At 61.4% G+C, this 19246-nt stretch carries 16 protein-coding genes and 1 pseudogene; 10 read left to right on the top strand and 7 right to left on the bottom strand.

The genetic code is table 11. From position 1 onward, the window contains the following. Window positions 1-11: 11 nt before the first annotated feature. On the bottom strand, window positions 12-2063 hold the full coding sequence (gene metG, locus M1B35_RS17180; RefSeq protein WP_123328664.1) for a methionine--tRNA ligase: 2052 nt from the start codon (window positions 2061-2063) through the stop codon (window positions 12-14). Between the two features lie 164 nt (window positions 2064-2227). Here metG and apbC point away from each other — a divergent pair, with 164 nt between their 5' ends. Further along, entirely contained in the window at window positions 2228-3322 is a 1095-nt protein-coding gene (apbC, locus tag M1B35_RS17175) for an iron-sulfur cluster carrier protein ApbC (RefSeq protein ID WP_268262594.1), read from the top strand. A gap of 94 nt (window positions 3323-3416) precedes the next feature. On the opposite strand, the gene M1B35_RS17170 is transcribed toward apbC, so the two are convergent. Then, complete coding sequence (locus M1B35_RS17170) at window positions 3417-4175, bottom strand: SDR family oxidoreductase (RefSeq protein WP_268262593.1); 759 nt, start codon at window positions 4173-4175, stop codon at window positions 3417-3419. A 165-nt stretch (window positions 4176-4340) separates the two neighbouring features. Between M1B35_RS17170 and M1B35_RS17165 the strand changes: the two genes are divergently transcribed. The 4 genes from M1B35_RS17165 (at window position 4341) to groL (ending at window position 7854) form a co-directional block, all read left to right on the top strand. After that, window positions 4341-5072 carry a HugZ family pyridoxamine 5'-phosphate oxidase gene (locus M1B35_RS17165; RefSeq protein WP_268262592.1) on the top strand — a complete coding sequence of 244 codons (732 nt, stop codon included), beginning with the start codon at window positions 4341-4343 and terminating at the stop codon, window positions 5070-5072. Window positions 5073-5138: 66 nt separating this feature from the next. Then, window positions 5139-5615 carry an FxsA family protein gene (locus tag M1B35_RS17160; RefSeq protein WP_123328660.1) on the top strand — a complete coding sequence of 159 codons (477 nt, stop codon included), beginning with the start codon at window positions 5139-5141 and terminating at the stop codon, window positions 5613-5615. A gap of 253 nt (window positions 5616-5868) precedes the next feature. Continuing rightward, window positions 5869-6162 carry a co-chaperone GroES gene (locus M1B35_RS17155; protein WP_011063093.1) on the top strand — a complete coding sequence of 98 codons (294 nt, stop codon included), beginning with the start codon at window positions 5869-5871 and terminating at the stop codon, window positions 6160-6162. A gap of 48 nt (window positions 6163-6210) precedes the next feature. After that, entirely contained in the window at window positions 6211-7854 is a 1644-nt protein-coding gene (gene groL, locus M1B35_RS17150) for a chaperonin GroEL (protein WP_123328659.1), read from the top strand. A 126-nt stretch (window positions 7855-7980) separates the two neighbouring features. Here groL and M1B35_RS17145 read toward each other — a convergent pair whose 3' ends face one another. Then, entirely contained in the window at window positions 7981-8724 is a 744-nt protein-coding gene (locus M1B35_RS17145) for a phosphatase PAP2 family protein (protein WP_268262591.1), read from the bottom strand. A gap of 220 nt (window positions 8725-8944) precedes the next feature. Here M1B35_RS17145 and colR point away from each other — a divergent pair, with 220 nt between their 5' ends. From colR to M1B35_RS17120, 5 genes are all read left to right on the top strand, one after another. Continuing rightward, a complete protein-coding gene (gene colR, locus M1B35_RS17140) occupies window positions 8945-9628 on the top strand; it encodes a two-component system response regulator ColR (protein WP_123328657.1) in 684 nt (227 codons plus the stop codon). Continuing rightward, window positions 9618-10898 carry a sensor histidine kinase gene (locus M1B35_RS17135; RefSeq protein ID WP_268262590.1) on the top strand — a complete coding sequence of 427 codons (1281 nt, stop codon included), beginning with the start codon at window positions 9618-9620 and terminating at the stop codon, window positions 10896-10898. The genes colR and M1B35_RS17135 overlap by 11 nt, the downstream gene beginning before the upstream one ends. A gap of 182 nt (window positions 10899-11080) precedes the next feature. Continuing rightward, complete coding sequence (locus tag M1B35_RS17130; protein ID WP_268262589.1) at window positions 11081-11761, top strand: class I SAM-dependent methyltransferase; 681 nt, start codon at window positions 11081-11083, stop codon at window positions 11759-11761. A 4-nt stretch (window positions 11762-11765) separates the two neighbouring features. Then, window positions 11766-12479: a lipopolysaccharide kinase InaA family protein gene (locus M1B35_RS17125; protein ID WP_268262588.1), complete on the top strand. Its 714-nt coding sequence runs from the start codon at window positions 11766-11768 to the stop codon at window positions 12477-12479. Further along, entirely contained in the window at window positions 12479-12700 is a 222-nt protein-coding gene (locus M1B35_RS17120) for a hypothetical protein (RefSeq protein WP_123328653.1), read from the top strand. The genes M1B35_RS17125 and M1B35_RS17120 overlap by 1 nt, the downstream gene beginning before the upstream one ends. A 27-nt stretch (window positions 12701-12727) precedes the next feature. On the opposite strand, the pseudogene M1B35_RS17115 reads toward M1B35_RS17120, so the two are convergent. The 4 genes and pseudogenes from M1B35_RS17115 to M1B35_RS17100 all read right to left on the bottom strand — a co-directional run. Then, a pseudogene (locus M1B35_RS17115) lies at window positions 12728-15782 on the bottom strand (multidrug efflux RND transporter permease subunit); the annotation flags it as partial. A gap of 13 nt (window positions 15783-15795) precedes the next feature. Beyond that, the gene (locus tag M1B35_RS17110; protein ID WP_123328651.1) at window positions 15796-16947 is read right to left on the bottom strand and encodes an efflux RND transporter periplasmic adaptor subunit; all 1152 of its coding nucleotides are present in this window, start codon (window positions 16945-16947) and stop codon (window positions 15796-15798) included. A gap of 134 nt (window positions 16948-17081) precedes the next feature. Continuing rightward, window positions 17082-18179, bottom strand: a complete 1098-nt coding sequence (locus tag M1B35_RS17105) for a DUF1513 domain-containing protein (protein WP_268262623.1) — start codon at window positions 18177-18179, stop codon at window positions 17082-17084. Between the two features lie 2 nt (window positions 18180-18181). Then, window positions 18182-19246 carry an imelysin family protein gene (locus M1B35_RS17100; protein WP_123328650.1) on the bottom strand — a complete coding sequence of 355 codons (1065 nt, stop codon included), beginning with the start codon at window positions 19244-19246 and terminating at the stop codon, window positions 18182-18184.

The following is a 19246-nucleotide window of genomic DNA, read 5'->3' as shown; positions in this document are numbered from 1 at the left end:
AGCCAGGCTTTTTACTTGATGCGCTGGCCCGGCTTGGCGCCGCTGTCGGGGCTCAGCAGGTAGATCTCTTCACCGCCAGGGCCGGCGGCCATCACCATGCCTTCGGAGATGCCGAACTTCATTTTCCGCGGCTTGAGGTTGGCGATCATCATGGTCAGGCGACCATCGAGCTTGGACGGGTCCGGGTAGGCGCTCTTGATCCCGGAGAACACGTTGCGTTGCTCGCCACCGATGTCCAGGGTCAAGCGCAGCAGCTTGTCCGCACCTTCCACGTGTTCGGCCTTGACGATCAGGGCCACGCGCAGGTCCACGGCGGCAAAGGCATCGAAGTCGATTTCCGGCGACAGCGGGTCCTTGGCCAGTTCGCCGTTACCTTGTGGCGCAACGTCGCCGGTGTCGGTCTGGCTGGCGGTCAGGTCTTCTTTCGACGCATCGGACATGGCCTGGACCTTGACCGGATCGATCCGGGTCATCAGTGGCTTGAATTCGTTCAACTGATGGTTGCTCAGCAGCGTCAGGTGATCGTTCCAGGTCAGCGGGGCGACATTCAGGAACGCCTCGGCATCGGCGGCCAGCAATGGCAGCACCGGCTTGAGGAAGATCACCAGTTGGCGGAACAGGTTGATGCCCGTGGCGCAGATGGCCTGGACCTCATCCTGCTTGCCTTCCTGTTTGTTCAGCGACCATGGGGCCTTGTCGGCGATCCAGGCGTTGGCACGGTCGGCCAGGGCCATGATTTCGCGCATGGCACGGGCGAAGTCACGGGCTTCATAGGCATCGGCAATGCTTGGCGCGGCGGCCAGGAAGGCTTCGGTCAGCTCGGGTGCGGCGTTGCTGTCCACCAGCACGCCGGCATTGCCTTTGTGGATGAAACCGGCGCAACGGCTGGCGATGTTGACCACCTTGCCCACCAGGTCGGAGTTGACCTTCTGCACGAAGTCTTCGAGGTTCAGGTCCAGATCGTCGACGCCACGGCCCAGTTTGGAGGCGTAGTAGTAGCGCAGGTATTCCGGCGACAGGTGCTCAAGGTAGGTACGGGCCTTGATGAAGGTCCCGCGAGACTTGGACATTTTCTGGCCGTTGACGGTCAGGTAGCCGTGTACGTTGATGCCGGTCGGCTTGCGGTAGCCGGCGCCTTCGAGCATGGCGGGCCAGAACAGTGCGTGGAAATTGACGATGTCCTTGCCGATGAAGTGGTACAGCTCGGCGCTGGAGTCTTTGTTCCAGAACGCGTCGAAATCCAGTTCCGGACGGCGCGCGCACAGGTTCTTGAAGCTGGCCATGTAGCCGATCGGCGCATCCAGCCACACGTAGAAGTACTTGCCCGGCTCACCGGGGATCTCGAAACCGAAGTACGGCGCATCGCGGGAGATGTCCCACTGCTGCAGGCCCGCGTCCAGCCACTCGGCGATCTTGTTGGCCACAGCGTCTTGCAGGGTGCCGCTGCGGGTCCAGGTTTGCAGCATTGCCTGGAAGTCCGGCAGCTTGAAGAAGAAGTGCTGGGAGTCCTTGAGCACCGGCGTGGCGCCCGAGATCGCCGACTTCGGATCCTTCAGGTCGGTGGGCGCATAGGTAGCGCCGCATTTTTCGCAGTTGTCGCCGTACTGGTCTTCAGTGCCGCATTTCGGGCAGGTGCCCTTGATGAAGCGGTCGGCCAGGAACATTTTCTTTTCCGGGTCGAAATACTGGGTGATCGAGCGCTGGGCAATGTGCCCGGCGTCACGCAGTTTCAGGTAGATCTGGCTCGACAGCTCACGGTTTTCTTCGGCGTGAGTGGAGTGGAAGTTGTCGAAATCCACCAGGAACTCGGCAAAGTCGGCGCTGTGTTCAGCCTGGACGTTGGCGATCAGTTGTTCCGGGGTGATGCCTTCCTTTTCTGCGCGCAGCATGATGGCCGAGCCGTGTGCGTCGTCCGCGCAGACATAGATGCATTGGTTGCCGCGATGCTTCTGGAAGCGCACCCACATATCGGTCTGGATGTACTCAAGCATATGGCCAAGGTGGATCGAACCATTGGCATAGGGCAGGGCGCTGGTGACGAGGATCTTGCGTGGCTCGGACATGGGGCTCGGCTACTTGATGAAACGGAGGTCGGCCACTATAAAGCGCCGGCGCGGATTTTTCACCCCGTGTAAGGCGTTCGCCATCGTTGTTTGAACATCCCGCCCATGGATCAGAACAGGTAGGATAGCTGCCTGATTTTTCTGTCTTGTTATCGGAGTTGCCCATGAGCGCCGTCAATCGCGCAGCGGTGGAAGCCGTTCTTCGCCAATACACCGACCCCTATCTGAACCAGGACCCGGTCAGCGCCGGCTGCGTGCGGACCATCGACGTCCAGGGCGATAAGGTCCTGGTCCAGATGGAACTGGGTTATGCCGCCGGTCTGTTCAAGAGCGGCTGGGCGCAGATGCTGCAACTGGCCATCGAAGGCCTGGACGGTGTCCGTTCGGCCAAGGTCGAGATCACCAGCGTGATTGCCGCGCACAAGGCTCAGGCGCAGATCCCGGGCCTGGCCAACGTCAAGAACGTGGTGGCCGTGGCGTCCGGCAAGGGCGGTGTGGGCAAATCCACCACCGCTGCCAACCTGGCCCTGGCCCTGGCCCGTGAAGGCGTCAAGGTGGGCATTCTCGACGCCGATATCTATGGCCCAAGCCAAGGCATCATGTTCGGCATCGCCGAAGGCACCCGCCCGAAGATCAAGGACCAGAAGTGGTTCGTGCCGATCGAGTCCCATGGCGTGGAAGTCATGTCCATGGCCTTCCTCACCGATGACAACACGCCGATGGTCTGGCGCGGGCCGATGGTCTCCGGGGCCTTGCTGCAACTGGTGACCCAGACCGACTGGGGCAACCTGGATTACCTGGTGATCGACATGCCACCAGGCACCGGCGATATCCAACTGACCCTGGCGCAGAAAGTGCCGGTGGCCGGCGCTGTGATCGTTACCACCCCGCAAGACCTGGCGCTGCTGGATGCGCGCAAGGGCGTGGAGATGTTCCGCAAGGTCAACATCCCGGTGCTGGGCGTGGTGGAAAACATGGCGGTGCACATCTGCTCCAATTGCGGCCACGCCGAGCACCTGTTCGGTGAAGGCGGCGGCGAGAAGCTGGCCAGCCAATACGATGTCGAGCTGCTGGCTTCGTTGCCGCTGTCGATGCTGATCCGCGAACAGGCCGATGGTGGCAAGCCCACCGTGATTGCTGAGCCCGACAGCCAGATCGCCATGGTTTACCAGGAGCTGGCTCGCCACGTCGGTGCGCGCATCGTGTTGCAGGAAGCAGCCGCCCCGGCGATGCCGAACATCACCATCAGCGACGACTGACACCTCGGAAAAGCCTTGCTGTAGGCGCTGGTTTGCCAGCGATCGCGACCGTTAAATCGCCATCGCCGGCAAGCCGGCTCCTACAAGGGCAGGGTCAGATTCGCAGGCCGCCGTCCATTTCCAGGATGCGCCCGGTGTAATAGTCGTTTTCGAAGATATAGGCCGCCGAGTGGGCGATTTCTTCCGGCTTGCCCATGCGTTTGAGGGGGATGGCGGAGGTCATTCTTTCCAGGGCCTCGGGCTTCATGCTCTGGGTCATTTCGGTTTCGATAAAGCCCGGCGCAATGCCCGCCACGCGAATACCGTAGCGCGCCAGTTCCCGGGCCCAGGTCACGGTGGCGGCGACCACCCCGGCCTTGGCCGCGGAATAATTGGTCTGGCCGATGTTGCCAGCGCGGGAAATCGAAGAAATATTGATGATGGCGCCGCTGTTATTCAGCTCGACCATCTTCGCTGCCACTTCTCGAGTGCAGAGGAAGACCCCGGTCAGATTGACGTCGATTACCGCCTGCCACTGGGCCAGGCTCATCTTGCTGATTTCGCCGTCCTTGACCTTGAGCAGCAGACCGTCGCGCAGGATGCCGGCGTTGTTGATCAAACCGTGGATGGCTCCGAAATCCTCGGCCACCCGGGCGACCATGTGCTCCACCTGCTCTTCATTGGCCACGTTGCACAGGTAGGTCCGGGCCTCGGCGCCCAAGGCTTGGCAGGCGGCCACGGCGGCGTCGAGTTTTTCCGGGTTCAGGTCCACCAGCGCCAGGCGGGCGCCCTTGGCAGCGAAATACTCGGCCATGGAACGGCCCAGACCTTGGCAACCGCCAGTGATAATGATTACTTTGTCGTCGAGTTGCATTCGCATGTCTCGCTAGCCGGTCGGAAGGGGGTTCCATTGCGGGGAACCTGCGCACGACGCCCGATACGGCCCGGTTGCAGATCAGAATTGCCCCCAAGGGTGTCGCTGGAACCAAGCTCCAGGCGCCCGTCCGTTTCCGACGGATTAGTTTAAAGGAGTCATAAAGTGAGCGTTGAAGCGGCCAAGAATGCACGAGAATTACTGCTCAAGGAATACCGTGGCGTGCTGTCCACCCACTCCAAGGCAATGCCCGGTTTTCCTTTCGGTTCAGTGGTTCCCTATTGCCTGGACGAGCAGGGCCGGCCGCTGATTCTGATCAGCCGCATCGCCCAGCACACCCACAACCTGCAGAAGGACCCCAAGTGTTCGTTGCTGGTGGGCGAGCGCGAAGCCGAGGATGTGCAAGCCGTTGGGCGCCTGACGTACCTGGCCGAGGCCGAGAAACTCACCGACGACGTGCAGATCGAGGCGGCAGCCGAGCGTTACTACCGTTACTTTCCCGATTCGCAGAATTACCACCAAGCCCATGATTTCGATTTCTGGGTACTCAAGCCGGTGCGCCATCGTTACATCGGCGGTTTTGGCGCGATCCACTGGGTCGATCAACTGACCCTGGCCAACCCCTTTGCCGGCAAGGCCGAGGTCAGCATGGTCGAACACATGAACAGTGACCACGCCAAGGCCATTGCCCACTATGTCGAGCTGGCGGGTTTGCCGAGCAGCGTGCCCGCGCAATTGGCCGGGATCGACACCGAAGGCATGCACTTGCGTATCGGCCAGGGCCTCCACTGGTTGCCCTTCCAGGCACCTTGTAATACGCCGACACAAGTGCGCGAAGCCCTGGTTTTTCTGGCTCACGCCGACCATTGGCCGAAAAATGCAGGTGTCGACGCTTGAATTCACGAATTGGCGACGTCATCTACGGTCTACTGGAAGGCATTCTTCCGTAGAGGAAACCATTTGATGCGCCCTTTTCTGTTGCTCTTTCTGCTGTTCCCGGTGCTAGAGCTGTTTGTTTTCGTCAAGGTCAGCGCGGCGATCGGGTTTTTCCCGGCCCTGCTGCTGATCATTCTCGGCTCGATGCTGGGTGTGCTGGTCCTGCGGGTGGCCGGTCTGGCCACCGCGTTGCGGGCTCGTGAAAGCCTGAACCGCGGCGAACTGCCGGCCCAGACCATGCTGGAAGGGCTGATGCTGGCCCTGGGTGGCGGTCTGTTGATTATCCCAGGCTTTATCAGCGACATTTTCGGCCTGATCATGCTGCTGCCTATCACTCGCCGCCTGCTGGCCAACAAAATGCGCAAGCGGGCTGAGGAACAGGCCATTCGTCAACGCGCCTTTGCCGATGACATGCGCACCGCCCGCGGTGGCCCGTCGCCCCAGCAACCCTTGGGCCGTGAGCCCAATGTGATCGAAGGCGAGTTCGAACACCGGGACTCGTAACCTCGGCTGACTCACACACGGCACCTTCGGGTGCCGTGTGTGTTTCTGGCGACGACGATGTAAAAAATTTCATCGCGCTGCCCTTGTAATAAGCTTATGCGCCCTTATGTAACGGTCACCGCAAGGTTTCTGGTGGTTGCACCAGACAGACTTCCGCGTCTCGCTCGTCGAGCCGCAACCGGCCACGCCGGAATTTGTTAACCCGCCGGTATCCACACCGGCCGTTGAAAACCACAATTAGGAGAGATCGACAATGAAGCTTCGTCCTCTGCATGACCGCGTCGTTATCCGTCGCAGCGAAGAAGAATCGAAAACTGCTGGCGGTATCGTTCTGCCAGGTTCGGCCGCTGAAAAACCTAACCGTGGCGAAATCGTCGCTGTGGGTACCGGCCGTGTGCTGGACAACGGTGAAGTACGTGCGCTGGCCGTGAAAGTGGGTGACAAGGTTGTGTTTGGCCCTTACTCCGGCAGCAACACTGTGAAAGTCGACGGCGAAGACCTGCTGGTAATGGCTGAGAACGAAATTCTCGCCGTTATCGAAGGCTGATTCCCGCGCATCTTCCCGTTACTACAAAGTATTTAAGGAATATCGATCATGGCTGCTAAAGAAGTTAAATTCGGCGATTCCGCCCGCAAGAAAATGCTCACCGGTGTCAATGTCCTGGCTGACGCAGTAAAAGCGACCCTGGGCCCGAAAGGCCGTAACGTGATCATCGAGAAGAGCTTCGGCGCTCCGACCATCACCAAGGACGGCGTTTCCGTTGCCAAAGAAATCGAGCTGAAAGATCGCTTCGAAAACATGGGCGCGCAGCTGGTTAAAGACGTTGCTTCCCGTGCTAACGATGACGCTGGCGACGGTACTACCACCGCTACCGTTCTGGCTCAGTCGATCGTCAACGAAGGCCTGAAAGCCGTCGCTGCCGGCATGAACCCGATGGACCTGAAACGCGGCATCGACAAGGCGACCATCGCCATCGTCAAAGAGCTGAAAGGCCTGTCCAAGCCATGCGCTGACTCCAAAGCCATCGCTCAGGTTGGCACCATCTCTGCCAACTCCGACAACTCCATCGGCGACATCATTGCCGAAGCCATGGAAAAAGTCGGTAAAGAAGGCGTGATCACCGTTGAAGAAGGCTCGGGCCTGGAAAACGAACTGTCGGTTGTAGAAGGCATGCAGTTCGACCGTGGCTACCTGTCCCCTTACTTCATCAACAAGCCGGACACCATGGTCGCCGAACTCGACGGCCCGCTGATCCTGCTGGTTGACAAGAAGATCTCCAACATCCGCGAAATGCTGCCAGTACTGGAAGCCGTTGCCAAAGCCGGCCGCCCACTGCTGATCGTGGCTGAAGACGTTGAGGGCGAAGCCCTAGCGACTCTGGTTGTGAACAACATGCGTGGCATCGTTAAAGTCGCTGCCGTCAAGGCACCAGGCTTCGGCGACCGTCGCAAGGCCATGCTGCAGGACATCGCCGTCCTGACCGGCGGTACCGTTATCTCCGAAGAGATCGGTCTGAGCCTGGAAAGCACCACCCTGGAGCACCTGGGTAACGCCAAGCGCGTGATCCTGTCCAAAGAAAACACCACCATCATCGACGGTGCTGGCGTTGAAGCGGACATCCAGGCTCGTGTGACTCAGATCCGTCAACAAGTCGCCGACACTTCGTCCGACTACGACCGTGAAAAACTGCAAGAGCGTCTGGCCAAGCTGTCCGGCGGCGTTGCAGTGATCAAGGTTGGCGCTGGCTCCGAAGTTGAAATGAAAGAGAAGAAAGCCCGCGTTGAAGACGCCCTGCACGCTACCCGTGCAGCCGTTGAAGAAGGCGTGGTACCTGGCGGCGGCGTGGCACTGGTTCGTGCCCTGCAAGCCATCAGCGAGCTGAAAGGCGACAACGCTGACCAAGACGTGGGCATCCAACTGCTGCGTCGCGCTGTTGAAGCGCCACTGCGCCAGATCGTTGCCAACTCCGGCGACGAGCCAAGCGTAGTTGTCGACAAGGTCAAGCAAGGCGAAGGTAACTACGGTTACAACGCAGCGACCGGCGAATACGGCGACATGATCGCGATGGGTATCCTGGACCCGGCTAAAGTGACTCGTTCTGCTCTGCAGGCCGCAGCCTCTATCGCCAGCCTGATGATCACCACCGAAGCGATGATTGCTGAAATCGCTGAAGACAAACCAGCTGGCGGCGGCATGCCAGACATGGGCGGCATGGGTGGCATGGGCGGCATGATGTAAGCCAGCCTTACCCCCGTACTGAAAAACCCCGCCGGTGAACACCGGCGGGGTTTTTTATTGCCCGTGAAATGTGTCGCTCAGAGTCGGCGCTGTCCCGCTGCCTGTCGGGCTGCAACGCCGCGGATGCTATCCCTGTACCGCTTGGGCGGAAGGTATCGGCACGGCGGCGGGCGAGGGACGGTAAAGAATGAAGTAATAGGTGCCCAGGCTGATCAGCCAGCAAAAAATCGCCGTCCAGACGTTGTGGGAGAAGAAGTGCGCGCCTTGCATCATGCGGCCGATGGAGAACACGGTGCCCAGGGCAAAGGCGAAGACCAGGGCTTTGCGCGCCAGCCGTGGCCGGCGATCACGCAGTACAAAGAACAGCGCAAACAAGGTGAAACCGGTCGCCGCGTGGCCGCCGGGCCAGCAGCGGCCGGGCTTGTCGGTCGGCGGGCGGGGGCTCAGCAGTTCGCTGTAGGTTTCCTTACCACCAAACTCCTTCAGGCTCCAGGGGCATTGCACGGCGGTCACGGCCTTGACCGGTGTCACAAAGCCCGTGGCCAAGGCCAGGGACAGCACCAGGCAGCCCAGTTCCCGCTTGAACGGTTGGAGCCGAGCCATCATGAAGGACGCCACGAAACCGATGATCGAGAGCACCGCAAAGGCGATGACCACCTGTTTGGCCCGATCGTGGAGGATGGTTTCCAGCAGGTAGCTGTGCCCACCGATAAACGCGCCGGCCACCGGGTCGTAGAAACGCTTGGCCAGGTCCATGTCCAAAGACGTCAGCTCGAGCAGGATCAGAATCGCCGCCGTGACAGCGGGAACCCCCAGGCATACCCAGAAGTTGAGGGGCCTGGAAGCTGGGCGGATGAGGGCTGAGGTCATGCGGGGTCCTTGGGCAGGTGAGGCGATCAAGTCGCGGATTCGCGCGCAGTCTGCGGCCGCTGCTGTCATCAGCCTGTGAACCGATAGTGAAAAAAACGTCAAGCCGGCACTCGGGCGCGCACCACGCCAACACCGGCTTTACGGCGCTAGCGGAGAGCTACGCTTGGCCTTAAGCTGCGCGAGCCAAGACGGCGGCAACTGTGTAGGGAGAAAAGTGCCCATGCGAATTTTATTGGTTGAAGACAACCGCGATATCCTGGCCAACCTGGCGGATTATCTGGGGCTCAAGGGCTACACCGTGGACTGCGCGCAGGACGGCCTGTCGGGCCTGCACCTGGCCGCCACCGAACATTACGACTTGATCGTGCTCGACATCATGCTCCCCGGCATCGATGGCTACACCCTGTGCAAGCGCCTGCGTGAAGACGCCCGGCGTGACACCCCGGTGATCATGCTCACCGCTCGCGATCAGTTGGATGACCGTCTCCAGGGTTTCAAGTCCGGTGCCGACGACTACCTGGTCAAACCCTTTGCCCTGTCCGAGTTGGCGGCGCGCATCGAAGCCGTGATGCGTCGCACCCAGGGCGGTGGCCGTCGGGCCTTGCAGGTCGGTGATTTGAGTTACGACCTCGACACCCTGGAGGTCACCCGCGAGGGCCGCTTGCTCAAGCTCAACCCGGTGGGCCTCAAACTGCTGGCGGTGTTGATGCAGAAGAGCCCCCATGTGCTGCGTCGCGAAGTCTTGGAAGAGGCCTTGTGGGGCGACGACTGCCCGGACAGCGACAGCCTGCGCAGCCACGTTCACCAGTTGCGCCAGGTGATCGACAAACCGTTCGCCAAGCCGCTGCTGCATACCGTGCACGGCGTCGGTTACCGCTTGGCCGAGGGTCGTGATGGAGTTTAAGCAGAGCCTCGCCCAGCGCATCATCATCGCTTTTGCCCTGATGAGCGCCTTGGTGGCGGGGGCCTTCGCCATGGGTATTGTGGCCACCGTGCACCTGGTCGAAGAGAAATTGATCTCCGCAGGGCTGGGGGGCGACTTGCAGCGCTTGTTGCTGATGGACAATGTCGCCGACTGGAGCCACCGCCCCGAACCGGATCAGTTGTTCTACTTCAGTGGCGGGCATGGCGATTTCGAACTGCCCAAGGACCTGCGTCATCTGGAACCGGGTTTTCACGAAGTGTTTCGTGAGCAACTGTCCTATCACGCCATGGTGGAGGTGGTGGACGGGCGGCGTTACGTGTTGCTGCAGGATCAAAGCGATTTCGAAGAGCGCGAGCGGGTGTTGTTCGCCGTGGTCCTGGTGGGTTTTGTCCTGAGCTTGGCCTTGGCGGTGTTTCTGGGCTGGGTCCTGGCGCGCAAAGTCATGGCGCCGGTGGTTCGTTTGGCCCGTCAAGTGCGACACCGCGACCAATTGCTCGGCCTGGCGCCCCCCTTGGCCCCGGACTATGCCGCCGATGAGGTGGGTGAGTTGGCCATTGCCTTCGACGCCACCCTGGGCCGCCTGCGCCAAGCCCTGAGTCGCGAGCGGCTGTTCACCAGTGATGTCAGCCATGAATTGCGCACGCCGTTGATGGTGCTGGCCAGCTCCTGTGAACTGCTCCTGGAAAACCCCGGTATCGACCACCGCGGGCGTGCCCAGGTCGAGCGCATCGCCCGGGCCAGCGAGGAGATGCGCGAGTTGGTGCAGACCTTTCTGATGCTCGCCCGGGCCCAGCGTGAAGACGCCAGCATGTCGGCCCAGGTGACCCTGCGCCAGGCGGCCGAAGACTTGCTCGGGGTGTGGCAAGGGCCGATCAACGACAAGGGCATCGAGCTGATCTTCGAACCCGGCCAGCCTCTGGACACCCGCTACAACGTGACCTTCCTGCACGCGGTGATGGGCAACCTGCTGCGCAATGCCCTGCATTACACCGAACGCGGTTTTATCCGCCTGACCCTGGAGTCCAGCGGCTTTGTGGTGGAGGACAGTGGTGTGGGCATTCCCGAAGAGAAGCGTGAAGCCATGTTCGAGCCCTTTGTGCGTGGCGATGAAAAGCGCGGCGAGGGCCTGGGCCTGGGCTTGTCCCTGGTGCAGCGAATTTGCGAGAACCAGGGCTGGAGCGTCAGCCTCAGCACCATGACCCCCAACGGCTGCCGCTTCCACGTCGAACTCAGTCCTGCGCAGCCATGATCGCGAGGCCCCGACCGGTCGGGGCGCTTTATTCTTCTGAGGTGGCCCCAGGCCAGTGTGCTTGAGCGGTAAAACCTTGAAATATTTCCGCCGTGGACGGGACGAAGTTTTCACAAAGACATGACCTGACGCTGACATGCGGCTGCCTAAGGTGGCGCCATCAGTTGCAGGAGACTTTGGTGATGGCTACCCCGATCAAGCTGGAATTTTCCAACAAGTACGACGACCAACACGCCCAGGAATATTTGTTCAAGCACCAGGATGGCCTGGCGCGCAAATTGTCCCACCGCCGTGACGAGCAACTGGCTCGTGCAGCCCTGGCGCTGGCCGGTGAGCCGGGCCTGGTGCTGGACCTGCCCTGTGGCGCGGGACGTTTCTGGCCGTTGCTGGCGGAAAAACCCAATCGCGTGATCATCGGTGCTGACAATTCTGCAGCTATGCTCAGTCTGGCCACGGTGGCCCAACCAGCCGATGTGGTGAAACGGGTACAACCCTTGCAGACGTCAGCTTTCGCTATCGACCTGCCGGATAACGCAGTGGATAGCATTTTCTCCATGCGCTTGCTGCACCACATTGGTGAGTCGGCTCATCGACTGGCATTACTCCGTGAGTTTCAACGGGTTACTCGCGACAGCGTGATCGTCTCGTTGTGGGTCGACGGCAATTTCAAGGCGTTCAAACGCAAGCGCATGGAGCAAAAACGCCGTGCGCAAACGGAGTCGTCGGGTTACCAGAATCGTTTCGTGTTACCTGTCGTTACGGTTGAACAGGAGTTTGAAGAGGCCGGGTTTCGTATCCAGGACCATTTTGACTTTTTCCCGCTCTACGCCATGTGGCGAGTCTACGTATTACGCAAGAGGTAAGAGGATGGCTGTGGAATGTGTCTCGCACATGGAAGGTGCGGCTACGGAACGCTTCGAGCATTTCTGGAACCAGCAGGGTGAATGGGTCGAACCCCCCAATCAGCGGCGTGGCGGAGAGAGCGGGGTACAGCGACTGGTCAGTGACGGTCGCCTGCTGTATGTGAAGCGTCAGGTCGGGCACATCTATCGCAGTTGGCTGCATCCGTTCGGCCGGCCCACGGTGTTGCGTGAGCAGGACGCGCTCAAGGGCCTTGGCGTATTAGGCGTGGGCGTGCCGGAGCTGGTGTTCTGTGGCGCCCGGCGTAATTCTCAGCAAGGCTGGCAGGCGCTGCTGGTGACAGCGGCCCTGGAGGGCTTTGTAGAGATCGATACGTGGTACGCCGCGGGTGAGCGTGAGCGTCATGGCGAGGCGCTCCATGATCGGCTCATGCAAGCCCTGGCCGCGACCCTGGTGCGCATGCACAAGGGCCGCTGGCAACATGGCTGCCTGTATGCCAAGCATGTGTTTGTAAGGGTCACGGGGACGGGCGAACAGGCTCGGATTGATGTGGCCTTGCTGGATTTCGAAAAGTGCCGCCAGCGTTTGAGCGCTCAGCGGGCTGCGGCCCATGATCTGAAGCAACTGCGTCGCCACTCGTCGTGGAGCGACCCGGACTGGCAGAAACTCTACTATTTTTATAGAACGGCGTTTGGCAGCGCTATCAAGGGTTTAACCTGATGAAACTCGAAATTGCACGAGGTTTGTTTTTAGTAGGAGCCTTGGCAGTTGCCTCGTTGGCTGTGGTTGCCTGGGAGCAGCCGCGGACTCAGATCCTCAGCGTCGGAGACGCACATTGTCCTTTGCCTCGGGTGGTCAAGACATCCGTGGCGGCCAAACCCGACCATGACATCCTGTTGTTCATGTTCGGTATGGCCCAAGGCATGAGGCCACAGAGTTGAAGCACAGCCTACAGACCGAAAGGCCTCGCATTGCGAGGCCTTTTCTTTTGCCCAGGGATCAGCGTTCGGCCTTGGACAGCAGGGTGTAAATGCAGGGCAGCACGAACAGGGTGAACAGGGTGCCGATGGACATCCCCGTGGCGATCACCATGCCGATGTCAAAGCGACTGACGGCACCGGCGCCGGTGGCCAGGATCAACGGCACCATGCCAAAGACCATGGCGGCGGTGGTCATCAACACCGGGCGCAGGCGGATGGCGGCCGCTTCTTCCACAGCCTCTCGGGCGCTCAGGCCCTTGCTCTGGCGCAACTGGTTGGCGAACTCGACGATCAGGATCCCGTGTTTGCTGATCAGGCCGATCAGCGTCACCAGGCCCACCTGGGTGTAGATGTTCATGCTCGACCAGCCGAGAAACAGCGGGATCAAGGCCCCGCAGATCGACAGCGGCACCGTCACCAGGATCACCAACGGGTCACGGAAACTCTCGAACTGCGCAGCCAGCACCAGGAAGATGATCGCCAGGGCCAGGCCGAAGGTGACCCACAAGGCACTGCCTTCCTGGACGAATTGCCGACTGGCGCTGGCGTAGTCGAAGGCGTAGCCGGCCGGGGCTTCTTCCCGGGCGATCTGGCGTACGGTCTCGATGGCTTCGCCCATGCTCACTAGAGGCACACCGGAGAGGGTGGCGGCGTTGAGCTGCTGGAACTGGTTCAACTGCCGAGGCCGGGCGCGGTCGCTGACCTTGATCAGGGTCGACAGCGGCAAGGCTTCGCCCCGGTTGTTTTTCACGTAATAGTTGTTCAGCCAATCGGGGTTGTCGCGGTAGGCGCGCTCAACTTGGGCAATGACCTTGTAGCTGCGCCCGTCGATGGTGAAGCGGTTGATCTCCGCTTCCCCCAGCAGGGTCGCGAGGGTCCCCCCCAGGTCTTCCATCGACACGCCCATCTGCGCCGCTTTGGCCCGGTCGATGTCCACCACCACTTCGGGTTTGTCGAAGGCCAGGTCGAGGTCGACGAAGGCAAACTTGCCGGACTCCATGGCCCGCGCCTTGATTCGGTTGGCCACCTCCAGCAGCGCCTCGTACCCGTCGGGGGTGTTGATCACGAAGGCGAACGGCAGGCCTTCGCCGGTGCCGGGCAGGGACGGCAGGTTGAAGCCGAAGACCTGCAGCCCGGCGATGCCGTCGAGTTTGCTTTGCACCTTGGGCAGGATCTGCATCTGGGTCTGGCTGCGCTCGTTCCAGGGCTTGAGCAGGAAGCCGCCGATGCCCGATTGCACGCCGTTGAAGCCGTTGATCTGGAACGACGAGTAGTACTCGGGGAACTCTTTGAAGATCGTCAGGAACTCATCGGTGTAGGCGTTGAGGTAGTCCAGGTTGGTGGGCTGGGGCGCACTGGCCATCATGAAAATGATGCCCTGGTCTTCATCGGGGGCCAGCTCGGACTTGGTGAATTTGAGCAGCAGCGGAATCAGGCACAGCACGATCAGTGCAAACACCAGCACCACCGGGCGGGTGTTGAGGGTGCCATGGAGCATGCGCTGGTAGCGTCGCTTGAGGTCTTCGAAAATCTGGTCGAGGCGATAGGCCAGGCCGCTGGGGTTTTCGTCATGGCGCAGCAGCAGCGCACACATCATCGGCGACAGGGTCAGGGCGACGATCCCGGAGATCACCACGGCCCCGGCCAGGGTCAGGGCAAACTCCTTGAACAGTGCCCCGGTCAGGCCCTGGAGAAAGCCGATGGGCGCGTAGACTGCCGCCAGGGTGATGGTCATGGACACCACCGGCATGGCGATTTCCCGGGCGCCCTCGATGGCGGCATCGAACGGCGTCTTGCCCTCTTCGATGTGCCGGTGGATGTTCTCCACCACCACGATGGCATCGTCCACCACCAGGCCGATGGCCAACACCATCGCCAGCAGGGTCAGGAGGTTGATCGAGTAGCCCATCAACTGCATGAAGAACATCACGCCGATCATCGACAGCGGAATGGTGATCACTGGGATCACCACCGAGCGCAGGGCGCCGAGGAACAGGAAAACCACGACGATGACGATCAACACCGCTTCGAACAGGGTCTTGACCACTTCGTCGATGGAGGCCTGGATAAACAGGGTGGCGTCGTAGGCGATTTCCGATTTGAGGTTGGGCGGCAACTGGGCTTCCAGCTGCGGCATGATCTTGCGCACTTCCTTGATCACGTCCAGCGGGTTGGCGCCCGGGGTCGCCTTGATCCCGATGTACACCGAAGGGATACCGCCAAAGGAGCTGATGGCGTTGTAGCTTTCGGCGCCCATTTCCACCCGCGCCACGTCACTGAGCAGAACCCTGCTGTCACCCTCGACCTTCACTGGAATGGCGGCAAAGGCTTCGGCCGACTTGAGTTCGGTGTTGGCGTTGATGCTGGTGACCACGTATTCGCCCTTCACCTCGCCGGCGGCCGAGAGGAAGTTGTACTGGCGCACCGCGTTGGTCACGTCGCTGGCACTGAGACCGAAGCCGGCGAGCTTGACCGGATCCAGCCAGAGGCGCATGGCGAATACCTGGTTGCCGAGGATCTCCGCCTCGGCCATGCCGGGCAGGGTGGCCAGCTTGGGCTGGATGACCCGTGACAGGTAGTCGGTGATCTGCGGGTTGTTCAATTCCTGGCTGTAGAAACTGATGTACATCAGCGCCGAGGCGTCTGCGGCTTCTTTGCTCAGCACCGGGTCTTCGGCTTGCTGGGGCAACTGGTTCTTGACCTCGTTGGCCTTGGCCAGCAATTCGGTGAACAGCCGGTCGCTGTTGGAGCCGATCCGTGCGTAGATCGAAATCACCGAGAAGTTTTGCCGGCTGACCGAGGTCATGTAGTCGATGCCTTCGGCGCTGGCCAGGCTCTGCTGCATGGGTTGGGTGATGTAGCCCTGGATGGTCTCGGCGTTGGCCCCGGGGTAGGCGGTGGTCACCGTGATCAGGGCGTTTTCCATTTGCGGGTACTGGCGCAGCGGCAGCTTGCTCCAGGCCTGGAAGCCCAGCAGGACAATCAACAGGCTGACCACGGTAGCGAGCACCGGGCGGCGGATGAACGGATCGGTAAAGGCCATGGGGGTTCCTTGATCAGTCAGCGCGAGGCGGGCTGTTCTGTGGGGCTGGCAGCAATTTGTCCGGGCTGATGGCGATGTGTGCGCCATTGTCCAGTTTGATCTGGCCGGCGCTGACCACTTGCTCGCCCTGAGCCACGCCCTTGTTGATCAGCACCAGGCCGCTGCGGCGTTCGCCGGTGTCGACGAAGCGCCGTTCGGCGATCAGGATCGGCTGGCCCTTGTCGTCCTTCTCCAGGCTGCCGTCAGCGGCCTTCTTCTGCGCCACCACATACACCGAGTTGCCATAGAGGGTGTAGGTGATGGTGCTTTCCGGCAGCACCACGCGGTTCTTGGGGTTGGCCAGCAGCACTTGCAAGTCGGCGAACATGCCTGGCAGCAGCTTGCTGTCGGGGTTGGCCAGGGTGGCGCGAACCAGCACGTTGCGGGTGGTGCTCTCGACCTTGGGGTTGATCGCGCTGATGTTGCCGGTGAAATGCTCGCCCGGGTAGGCGGAGACGCTGATCTGTACGGCCTGGCCGAGGCTGATGGCGGGCACCGATTGTTCCGGTACGTAGAAGTCCAGGTAAAGGCTGCTCAGGTCCTGCAGGGTGGCGACCACCGTGCCGCTGGCCAGGTAGTCGCCGACGTCCACCTGGCGAATGCCGATGGTGCCGCTGAAGGGCGCGAGGATGCGCTTCTTGGCCAAGGACGCCTTGAGTTGGTTGACCGTGGCCTTGTTCTTTTGCAGTTGCGCCGAGAGTCGGTCGAACTCGCCTTTGGAAATGGCCTGGCTACCCACCAGTTGGCTGCCGCGCCCATAGTCCAGCTGGGCCAGGCCGAGGTCGGCCTGGGCCGTTTCCAGCAGGGCGCTTTCCACGGCGTTGTCCAGTTGCAGCAAAGGTTGCCCGGCCTTGACCTTCTGCCCGGACTGGAACTGCAGGTCCTTCACCGTGCCAGCCACTTCCAGGCTGAGGTTGACCCCTTGCAGGGCCTTGAGGGTGCCGACACTGGGCAGGCGTTCCTGCCAGGGCTGCTCGTTGGCCGTCGCCACGGCAACGCTGATCGGCGGCTTGGGCACCGAGAACATCTGGACCATCTGGTAGATGGAGAACGCCTTGTAGCCGGCCAGCAACAGCACGACCAACAAGACAATGCCCAACATGATCAGCATGCGGCGACGCAGCATATTCCGTTTCCTTGGAGAAAAAGCCGGGAAAGACAAGCGTGGTAGCCGGGAACATTACTCCGACTTGCAGGGCTGTTCCAGATGGCTATCCGGCCATCCGTACGCCCTTCGCCAGCGCGGCGAAGGGCGCGACTCTAGATCAAATGCAGATGGTTGTCCCAAAGGCCTGCGGGCAGGTCCAGGGGTTTTGCTACAAGCTGTTTCTGGCGGCAGTCGTAGAAGCGGCAACGCCCTTGCCCGGAGGTCACTACGAAGCCATCGGCCACCGCGCCAACGCCCGCACAGTCGGGCAGAGGGGCGTCCAGGCGCACCTCGCCGCTGTCCAGGTCCCAGATGAAAAAGCGGTTGCCCCGGGGAGCCGTCAGGGCCACCAGGCGCAGTTTGCTGTGCACCGCGACACTGGCGGTGTAGTGCCCCATGGCTTGTAGCTGATGCTCGGCCACCGGAAAGGCCACGAAGGGCTGGCCGGGGCGTTTGATGGCCAGCAACTCGGAGGGCTCATGGGCGGCGCCCATGAACTGCTGGCCGGTGACGATGGTGCCGTCGCTGGCAATGCCCATGTGGCGCACGCTGTTCATCTGCTGGGCCAGGGTTTCCTTGCTCAGCAGGGTGCCGTCGCGCTGCATCAGCACCAGGCTCGGCTCCATAGCGTTGAGGTTCATCTCTACCCGGCTTTCGGCTTCGGTACGGATACCGCCGTTGGCCACCACCAGGGTCTCGCCGTCGGGCATCCACGACACCTGGTGGGGCCCGATGCCGTGGGTCGAGATCTCGCTGTCATGCACCAGGCGCTCGCCTTCGAACCGGTACACCCCGAGCAGGCCACGGCCGGGATCCAAGGTGTCGTTCTCGGTGGCGTACAGCCAGTCGCCGCTCTTGTGGATCACCGCATGCCCGTAGAAGTGCCGGTTGGGTCGGGACACCAGGGTTTGCAGCAAGCGGCCGTCACGCAGGTCGATCAGGTAGCTTTCGGTGCCCGGGCGGCGGGCGACGAACAAGGCAATCGGCAAGCTCGGGTGGTTGATGATGTCGTGGCAACGTTGGCCGACCTGGGTGGCAAATAGCTGTTTGCCGTCCAGTTGATAACCGACGGCGTAATGCTTGCCGTCCCCATCATCCCTGGCCGACAGCAGTACCGGCGGCTTGTCCTTTTGCTTGAACAGCGTCCAGCCACCCAAGGTCACGGCGCTGAGCAGCAGGCTGCCCAGTGCTAAAGCCTGGCGTCGCAGCATCATCAGTCACCGTCGTTGGCGTTGAAGCCCAGTTGAATGCCCAGCGCCTTGGCCAGCTCGCCTTCATGCAGGCGATGGACCACGTTGAGGCTGTCGTAGAGGTCATTGAGTTGCTGGCGCCCGGCGTCGTCGTTGAGCATTTCACTCAGGGAGCGCTGGCTGCTGGCGAACAGCTTGAGGGACGCGGCATAGGCGGCGTCGATCTTCTCCGCCAACGGCTTCTGCTCAGCCGGCAACAGGCCGCGCAGGCCTTTGTTGTCGACCCCAGCCCAGACGGTTTGCGCCGCGCTGAGGCTGGCTTCCAGGCTCTGCAGGGACGACTGGCTGCGCCAGGCATCGGCTTGGAATGGCTGGGGAATGCCCTTGCTCTGGCGACCCATCGGGGTGCCGAGCTTTTTCTTCAGGGTGTCCAGGGCGGTGACCTGGACCCGCAGCAGGTCGGCAATCGCTTCGTGGGAGTCGGCGTAGCGCTGGTTGGGGAACTTGCTCATCTGCGCCAGCATGCCGTCGTTGGTGTTCCAGCTGGAGAGGATTTCCTCGGCCAGTTGCTTCTGACGTTCGCCAATGGCGGTCAGCAGGGGGCAATAACGGGCTTTCTGCTCGCTGTTAGCCATGTCGACCTTGGCGTCGAACAGAATGTATTCGTAGGCCGAGAGGCCCTGCACCACAACACTGGACTTGGCCAGGGCAGCGGCGTCGATCTGCGGGCTGGCGGTGACCAGCTGTTCGACCTGACGGCCCACCAGGTTCTTTTTGTCCGGCCAGAACTGCACCTGCCAAGCGCGGTTGCCCTCGGCCAGCGGGCCGATCAACAGCGGCTGCAACTCAGCCCAGGCTTTTTGCGCGTGGAGGAAGTCGGCACGGGCGGTGTCCAGGTTCTCTTTGCCTTCGCAGAACGCCAGGGCGCTGATGGCCAGTTGGCGGTCGGCGTCGACCCAGCGGCTGTACGTCGGCAGGATCACTTGTTTGGCGATGGCGGCAGACGTCACGGCTTGTGGGTCCTGGGGTGAGCAGGCGCCCAAGGCGATGGCGGCAAGGCTGGTGAAGAGCAGTTTGGGGCGGAACAT

It is taken from the genome of Pseudomonas morbosilactucae (assembly GCF_023241665.1).
Classification (GTDB): domain Bacteria; phylum Pseudomonadota; class Gammaproteobacteria; order Pseudomonadales; family Pseudomonadaceae; genus Aquipseudomonas; species Aquipseudomonas morbosilactucae.
The sequence above is the reverse complement of the archived record's forward strand: the minus strand, read 5'-3'. Positions and strand labels throughout refer to the sequence as shown.

Bases quoted from the DNA above. Each gene is read 5' to 3' on its own strand.
- metG (WP_123328664.1), bottom strand. From the start codon at position 2,063: ATGTCCGAGCCACGCAAGATCCTCGTCACCAGCGCCCTGCCCTATGCC.
- apbC (WP_268262594.1), top strand. From the start codon at position 2,228: ATGAGCGCCGTCAATCGCGCAGCGGTGGAAGCCGTTCTTCGCCAATAC.
- M1B35_RS17170 (WP_268262593.1), bottom strand. From the start codon at position 4,175: ATGCAACTCGACGACAAAGTAATCATTATCACTGGCGGTTGCCAAGGT.
- M1B35_RS17160 (WP_123328660.1), top strand. From the start codon at position 5,139: ATGCGCCCTTTTCTGTTGCTCTTTCTGCTGTTCCCGGTGCTAGAGCTG.
- M1B35_RS17155 (WP_011063093.1), top strand. From the start codon at position 5,869: ATGAAGCTTCGTCCTCTGCATGACCGCGTCGTTATCCGTCGCAGCGAA.
- groL (WP_123328659.1), top strand. From the start codon at position 6,211: ATGGCTGCTAAAGAAGTTAAATTCGGCGATTCCGCCCGCAAGAAAATG.
- M1B35_RS17145 (WP_268262591.1), bottom strand. From the start codon at position 8,724: ATGACCTCAGCCCTCATCCGCCCAGCTTCCAGGCCCCTCAACTTCTGG.
- colR (WP_123328657.1), top strand. From the start codon at position 8,945: ATGCGAATTTTATTGGTTGAAGACAACCGCGATATCCTGGCCAACCTG.
- M1B35_RS17135 (WP_268262590.1), top strand. From the start codon at position 9,618: ATGGAGTTTAAGCAGAGCCTCGCCCAGCGCATCATCATCGCTTTTGCC.
- M1B35_RS17130 (WP_268262589.1), top strand. From the start codon at position 11,081: ATGGCTACCCCGATCAAGCTGGAATTTTCCAACAAGTACGACGACCAA.
- M1B35_RS17125 (WP_268262588.1), top strand. From the start codon at position 11,766: ATGGCTGTGGAATGTGTCTCGCACATGGAAGGTGCGGCTACGGAACGC.
- M1B35_RS17120 (WP_123328653.1), top strand. From the start codon at position 12,479: ATGAAACTCGAAATTGCACGAGGTTTGTTTTTAGTAGGAGCCTTGGCA.
- M1B35_RS17110 (WP_123328651.1), bottom strand. From the start codon at position 16,947: ATGCTGCGTCGCCGCATGCTGATCATGTTGGGCATTGTCTTGTTGGTC.
- M1B35_RS17105 (WP_268262623.1), bottom strand. From the start codon at position 18,179: ATGCTGCGACGCCAGGCTTTAGCACTGGGCAGCCTGCTGCTCAGCGCC.
- M1B35_RS17100 (WP_123328650.1), bottom strand. From the start codon at position 19,246: ATGTTCCGCCCCAAACTGCTCTTCACCAGCCTTGCCGCCATCGCCTTG.